A 6,337-nucleotide genomic window follows, 5' to 3' on the forward strand; every position below is an offset into this window, starting at 1 on the left:
GCTCCGGCGTGGCGCGCTCATCCACGGCGGCGCTGCCCACGGGCGCTGGCGTACAGGCACACCGCGGCAGCGGTGGCCAGGTTCAGGCTCTCCGCGCGGCCGTGCAGCGGCACCCGGACGACGAGGTCGGCGAGGTCGCGCTCGGCGGCGGACAGGCCGTGGGCCTCGTTGCCGAAGACCCAGGCGGTCGGCCCGGCCAGCGGGCCGGAGCCCGCGGCGGCGTCGTCGAGCAGGTCGTCGAGGTCAGCCGTGGCCGGGGACGGGTCGCCGTCGGCGGCGAGGACCGCCAGGCCGGCGTCCCGCAGCGCCCCGAGCGCCGCCGGCAGCTCGACCTCCTCGACGACGTCGAGGTGGAACAGGCTGCCGGCGGTGGAGCGCACGCACTTGGGGTTGTGGACGTCGACGCTGCCGGTGCTCAGCAGCACGGCCCCGGCGCCGGCGGCGTCCGCCGCCCGGATCACCGTGCCCGCGTTGCCGGGGTCGCGCACCGAGGCCAGCACGGCCACCAGCGCCGGCGGAGCGGGGTCGAGGACGTCGGCCAGGTGGGCGCCGACCAGCGCGCACACCGCCAGCAGGCCCTGGGGGGTGCGGGTGTCGGCCATCGCGGCCAGCACGTCCTCCGCGCACAGCCGCACCTCGACGCCGAGCGCGCGGGCGCCCTCGACGATCTCGCCGTGGCGGTCGGCCGCGGCCTCGGTCGCGTACACCTCGCGCACGGCGCCCGGGCGCTCCGCCGCGGCCGCCACCGCCTCGCGGACGGCCTGCGGGCCCTCGGCGAGGAAGGTGCCCGAACGCCGACGCGCCGGGCGCTCGGCGAGACGGCGGACCGTCCTCACCCGCTCGCTGCGGGGGTTGGACAGCACGTCGCTCACCGAGGCGCCCGGCGCGGGGTCAGCGGGGAGCTCAGGCCGCGGCGGTCTGCGCGGCGGCCTGCGCCGGCAGGGCGGCGCGAGCGGTCTCCACCAGCACGGTGAACGCCGCGGCGTCGTTGACGGCCAGCTCGGCCAGCATGCGGCGGTCGACCTCCACCCCAGCGGCCCCGAGGCCCTGGATGAAGCGGTTGTAGGTCATGCCGTTGGCGCGGGCCGCAGCGTTGATGCGCTGGATCCACAGGCGGCGGAAGTCGCCCTTGCGGGCGCGCCGGTCGCGGTAGGCGTAGACGAGCGAGTGGGTGACCTGCTCCTTGGCCTTGCGGTACAGCCTGGAGCGCTGGCCGCGGTAACCGCTGGCCCGCTCCAGGGTCGTGCGGCGCTTCTTCTGGGCGTTGACGGCCCTCTTCACGCGTGCCACGTGGTGCTCCTCAGATCTGGTGCGTCGGTGTCAGGGGGGTGCGGCCGCCCGCCGGGCGGCCGCGGCGGATCAGCTCGCGAGCAGCTTCTTGATCTTCTTGGCGTCCGCGGGGGCGACCACGGCGTTCCCCGACAGCCGGCGGGTGCGGCGGGAGGACTTGCTCTCCAGCAGGTGGCGCAGGTTGGCGCGCTCGCGCATCACCTTGCCGGAGCCGCTGAGCTTGAAGCGCTTCTTGGCCCCGCTGTGGGTCTTCATCTTCGGCATGGCTGCCTTCGTCCTCTCGTGGGCGCGAGCCGGGGCCCGTGCCGTGGTGCGGTCTGCCCTGGCCAGGACGCTCCTGGCGCAGGGTGCTTCTGGCGCGCTCGCGCGCGCCGGACGAGCCGTGCGGTCGGCCTGCGGATCAGCCCTGCGCGGGGGCGGTCTGGTCGGCGGCCTGCTCGACCGCGGCCGAGGCCGCGGCGTGCGTGGCCGTGGCCACCTCGGCGCGCTCGGACACCTCGGGCTCCGGAGCGGGGGCCGAGGCGGCCTGCTCGCCGCTGCGCCGGCGCTTCTGCTCCGCCGCCTTGGCCTCGGCCTTGACGTCGGCCTTGCGCTTGTGCGGCCCGATGACCATGACCATGTTCCGGCCGTCCTGCTGGGGGCTGGACTCGATCGCGCCGAGCTCGGTCACGTCGCCGGCGAAGCGCTGGAGGAGGCGGTAGCCCATCTCCGGGCGCGACTGCTCACGACCGCGGAACATGATCATGACCTTGACCTTGTCCCCGGCCTCGAGGAACTTCGTGGCCATGCCCATCTTCGTGGCGTAGTCGTGCGGGTCGATCTTGAGGCGGAGCCGGACGGTCTTCAGGACGGTGTTCGTCTGGTTCTTGCGAGCCTCGCGGTCCTTGATCGCCGACTCGTACTTGAACTTGCCGAAGTCCATGAGCTTGCAGACGGGCGGCTTGGCCTGCGGGGCCACCTCGACCAGGTCGAGGTCGGCCTCCTGCGCCAGCCGCAGCGCGTCCTCGACGCGCACGATGCCGACCTGCTCACCGTTGGGCCCGACCAGCCGGACCTCGGGGACGCGGATCCGGTCGTTGATGCGCGGTTCGCTGATGTGCTGCTCCTTCGGGCGTGTGCGGTACCGCCGCCGGAGGAGAGGGCCTCCGCCGACGAGCGCGTCACGGAGGCAGGCCAGACCCGGCGCCCTCCCGGAGCCGTCGACGGACGGCGCCCGGGTGGGCGTCCACAGCGCCCCGGAGGGCGCTGCGGTGACCGGGACCCGGCGGCCTGGGGCCGCGGCGGGTGGGAGGCTGGCCTCCGCTTTGCGCACCGGTGCTGGCCGGCCCCCGGAAGGGGACGGACGGCGCCGGTCGGTCGATCTGAGATCGTACCAGGGTGAACACCGTCCCTCCCAGCGCCGATTCCCCCGACCCCGCGGCCTCGGCCGCGCGCGACATCGCCGACGTGGCGGCCGTCGAGGTGATCACCACGGCCGCGGTGCACCTCATGAGCGCCGCCGCGGTCAAGTGCGGGCTGGCCGAGGACGCCGACAGCTCCGGGCACCTGGACCTGGGCGAGGCGCGCGTGCTCATCACCGCCCTCGCCGGGCTCGTCACCGCCTCCGCGCCCGACCTCGGCAACCAGCACGCCCGCGCGCTGCGCGACGGCCTGCGCACCCTCCAGCTGGCCTTCCGCGAGGCCTCGCCCTTCCCCGACGCCCCCGGCCAGGGCCCGGGCGAGAAGCTCACCGGGCCGGTCAGCTGACCGGGCGCGGGCGGCGGCCGCGGCTGCGGGTGCACCGGAGCGGGCCCGACGGCGCCCCCTGGGTGGTGCTCGTGCACGGCATCGGCGTCTCCAGCCGCTACTTCCGCCCGCTCACCCGCGCGCTGGAGACCACGCACCGCGTCCTGTCCCTGGACCTGCCCGGGTTCGGCGCCTCCGCCCACCCCCGCCGTCCGCTGACCTTCGCCGAGCACGGCGAGGTCGTCGCCGGGGTGATGGCCGAGCACGGCGTCACCGGCGCGACGCTCGTCGGGCACTCGGTCGGCGCCCAGGTCGTCGTCGAGCTGCTGCGCGCCCGCCCCGGCGCCGCGGCGAGGGCCGTGCTGCTGGGTCCGACCACCGACGACCGCGCCCGCAGCGCCGTGCGCCAGGGCCTGCGGCTGCTGCGCGACTCCTTCGGCGAGCCGCTCGCCTTCGTGGCCCTGGAGGTGCGGGCCTACCTGGCGTGCGGACCCCGGGTGTACCTGCACACCCTGGTGCACATGCTCGCCCACCGCACCGAGGAGGCGCTGCCGCACGTGGCGGTGCCCGTGCTCGTCCTGCGCGGTGCCCGTGACCCGGTCGCACCGCGCGCGTGGGTGGAGCGCCTGGCCGCGACGTCACCGCGCGCCTCCACCGCGCAGGCCTCCGGCGGGGGGCACGGCGTCCACTACACGCACGCCGAGGAGCTCGCCCGGATCATCTCCGCGTTCGAGGCGGCGTGAGCCCCTCCCGGAAGCACTCCGCGGCCGCGGTCGCGTGGTGGTTCTGCGCCGACTGGCTCTACGCGGTGCGCTGGCAGGTGCGCAGCCTGCGCCGCGGCGCGCTGCCGGAGGACCACCGCGCGGCCCGCGGCGACGGCCTGCCGGTCGTCCTCGTGCCCGGCGTCTACGAGTCGTGGCGCTTCCTGCAGCCCCTCGTCGACGCCCTGCACCGCTCCGGTCACCCGGTGCACGTCGTCGACGCCCTCGGCTTCAACGGCGGGGAGATCCCGCAGGCGGCGCTGGCGGTGCGCGGCTACCTCGAGGCGACCGGCCTGCCCCGCGTCGCCGTGGTCGCCCACAGCAAGGGCGGCCTGGTGGGCAAGCAGCTGCTCGTCCACCACAACGAGGACGGCCGCGTCGACCGCCTGGTGGCCGTCAACACCCCGTTCTCCGGCTCGGCGCGCGCCCGCTGGCTGCCGCTGCGCGCGCTGCGGGTCTTCGTGCCCGGCGGGCCGCTGCTGCGCGAGCTGGACGCCGCCCGGTCGGTCAACGCCGCGATCACGTCCGTCTACAGCGCGGTGGACCCCAACATCCCCGGCACCAGCCACCTCGACGGCGCCACGAACGTCGAGGTCGACACGGTCGGCCACTTCCGGATCCTCAGCGACCCCCGGGCGCAGGACGCCGTCCTCGCGGCCCTGCGCTGAGCCCGGCGGGCGCGGTGCCCGCCCCTAGGCTGCCGCGATGAGCGACGTCGTCGACGCCATCCGCGCCCAGAGCGGCGACCAGCGCACCGAGGCCCTGGTGGCCACGCTGCTCGACGCGTTCGCCCCCCTCATCGAGGCGAGCCCCGCGGCGTTCCGCCGCAAGTTCCGGATCATGGCCGGCAGCCCGTGGGCGTTCTACCGCGGCACGGCCTGCCTCTTCTACGCCGACGTGGTGCGCGCGAGCGACCCGTACGCCGACGAGCGCACGTCGCGGGTGTGGATCCAGGGCGACCTGCACGCGGAGAACTACGGCACCTACATGGACGACGCGGGCGTGCTCGTCTTCGACGTCAACGACTTCGACGAGGCCTACGTCGGGCACTTCACCTGGGACGTGCGCCGGATGGCCGCCAGCGTCGCCCTGCTGGGGGTGTCCAAGGCCTTCAGCGACCGCGACATCGCCGCGCTCGTGGCCACCTACGCCCGCGCCTACGCCGACCAGGTGCGGGCCTTCGCCACGAGCGAGGGCGACGCGGCCTACGCGCTGCGCCTGGACAGCACCACCGGCCCGGTGCACGAGGCCCTGCAGGCCGCGCGGGCGTCGACCCGCGTGGCGCTGCTGGAGCGGAACACGGTGATCGAGGACCGCGACCGCCGCTTCGCCGACGGCCCGCACGTGCGCCGCCTGGAGCCGGGCGAGCGGGCCGAGGTGGAGGAGGCGTTCGGCCGCTACCTGGAGACGATCCCGGCGAGCAAGCGCCAGCCGCGCACGAGCTACGTCATCAAGGACGTCGTGGGGCGCTCGGGCTTCGGCATCGGCAGCGCCGGGCTCCCCGCGTACAACCTGCTCCTGGAGGGCCGCACCCAGGCGCTGGAGAACGACGTCGTCCTCTCCATGAAGCAGGGGAACGTCGCGGCGCCCTCGCGGGTGGTCGACGACCCGCGCGTGCGGGCCGCCTTCACCGACCACGGGCACCGGACGGCGCTGAGCCAGCGCGCGCTGCAGGCGCACGCCGACCCCTGGCTGGGGCACACCACCATCGACGGCGCCGGGTGGGTCGTCGCGGAGCTCTCCCCCTACGAGACCGACCTGGACTGGTCGGGCATCACCGAGCCGGACGTCGCGCGCGACGTCCTGGACTCCCTGGGGCGCGCCACCGCCAAGATCCACTGCGTGGCCGACGAGGGCAGCGACGAGACGCTGGTCCCCTTCCAGAGCGAGGAGGCGATCACCGCCGCCCTGGACGCCGCCCCCGGCGGGACCGACGGCTTCGTGGACTGGGTGGTCGACTTCGGCGCGTCCTACGGGCAGCTGGTCCGCGAGGACCACCAGCGCTTCGTCGACGCCTTCCGCAACGGGCGGATCCCCGGCCTCTGACGCCGCCCCTCCGCACGCTCAGGGGGCCGTGGGGTCCTCGGGCCAGGCGTGCTTGGGGTAGCGGCCGCGCATCTGCGCCCGCACGTCGCGGTAGGGGCCGGCCCAGAACGAGGCGAGGTCGGCGGTCACCGCGAGCGGCCGCCCGGCCGGGGACAGCAGGTGGACGAGCACCGCGACCCGCCCGTCGGCCACGCGCGGCGCGGCCTGCCAGCCCAGCACGTGCTGCAGGCGCACGGCCAGCACCGGTGCGGCGGGGTCGGCGTAGTCGAGGCGCGCCGAGCCCCCGCCGGGCAGCGGCACGCGCTCGGGCACCAGCTCGTCGAGGCGGGCGGCGGCCGGCCAGGGCAGCAGCCGGCGCAGGGCGCTCGCGACGTCGACCGCCGCCAGGTCGGCGCGCCGCCGGGCGCGGGCCAGCTCGGGCCCCAGCCAGTCGTCGGTGCGCGCCAGCAGGGCGGCGTCGGAGACGTCCGGCCACGGCTCCCCCAGCGCCAGGGCGCAGCACGCCAGCCGCTGGC

9 protein-coding genes are annotated in these 6,337 nt (G+C 75.9%); 4 read left to right on the plus strand and 5 right to left on the minus strand.

Going from position 1 to position 6,337, the window contains the following annotated elements:
* Positions 1-17 precede the first annotated feature (17 nt).
* The 4 genes from AC5FZL_RS03625 to infC all read right to left on the minus strand — a co-directional run bounded on the left by AC5FZL_RS03625 (position 18) and on the right by infC (position 2,386).
* Complete coding sequence (locus tag AC5FZL_RS03625; protein ID WP_493617200.1) at positions 18-872, minus strand: TrmH family RNA methyltransferase; 855 nt, start codon at positions 870-872, stop codon at positions 18-20.
* Between the two features lie 31 nt (positions 873-903).
* Positions 904-1,290: a 50S ribosomal protein L20 gene (rplT, locus tag AC5FZL_RS03630; protein WP_493617201.1), complete on the minus strand. Its 387-nt coding sequence runs from the start codon at positions 1,288-1,290 to the stop codon at positions 904-906.
* A gap of 69 nt (positions 1,291-1,359) precedes the next feature.
* On the minus strand, positions 1,360-1,554 hold the full coding sequence (gene rpmI / locus AC5FZL_RS03635) for a 50S ribosomal protein L35 (RefSeq protein ID WP_493617202.1): 195 nt from the start codon (positions 1,552-1,554) through the stop codon (positions 1,360-1,362).
* A gap of 136 nt (positions 1,555-1,690) precedes the next feature.
* Positions 1,691-2,386, minus strand: coding sequence for a translation initiation factor IF-3 (gene infC / locus AC5FZL_RS03640; protein ID WP_493617208.1), 696 nt, complete (start codon positions 2,384-2,386; stop codon positions 1,691-1,693).
* 281 nt (positions 2,387-2,667) lie between these two features.
* Between infC and AC5FZL_RS03645 the strand changes: the two genes are divergently transcribed.
* The 4 genes from AC5FZL_RS03645 to AC5FZL_RS03660 are packed head-to-tail and all read left to right on the plus strand — an operon-like array spanning position 2,668 to position 5,822.
* A complete protein-coding gene (locus tag AC5FZL_RS03645; RefSeq protein ID WP_493617203.1) occupies positions 2,668-3,036 on the plus strand; it encodes a DUF1844 domain-containing protein in 369 nt (122 codons plus the stop codon).
* A gap of 29 nt (positions 3,037-3,065) precedes the next feature.
* Positions 3,066-3,758 carry an alpha/beta fold hydrolase gene (locus AC5FZL_RS03650; RefSeq protein WP_493617204.1) on the plus strand — a complete coding sequence of 231 codons (693 nt, stop codon included), beginning with the start codon at positions 3,066-3,068 and terminating at the stop codon, positions 3,756-3,758.
* The gene (locus AC5FZL_RS03655) at positions 3,755-4,444 is read left to right on the plus strand and encodes an esterase/lipase family protein (RefSeq protein WP_493617205.1); all 690 of its coding nucleotides are present in this window, start codon (positions 3,755-3,757) and stop codon (positions 4,442-4,444) included. Before AC5FZL_RS03650 ends, AC5FZL_RS03655 begins: the two co-directional genes overlap by 4 nt.
* Before the next feature lie 37 nt (positions 4,445-4,481).
* On the plus strand, positions 4,482-5,822 hold the full coding sequence (locus AC5FZL_RS03660) for a DUF2252 domain-containing protein (protein ID WP_493617206.1): 1,341 nt from the start codon (positions 4,482-4,484) through the stop codon (positions 5,820-5,822).
* 18 nt (positions 5,823-5,840) lie between these two features.
* Here AC5FZL_RS03660 and AC5FZL_RS03665 read toward each other — a convergent pair.
* Positions 5,841-6,337 (minus strand): ATP-dependent helicase C-terminal domain-containing protein (locus AC5FZL_RS03665; RefSeq protein ID WP_493617207.1); only part of this gene is annotated, 497 nt, incomplete at its 5' end.

Source organism: Quadrisphaera sp. DVD1 (genome assembly GCF_058932755.1).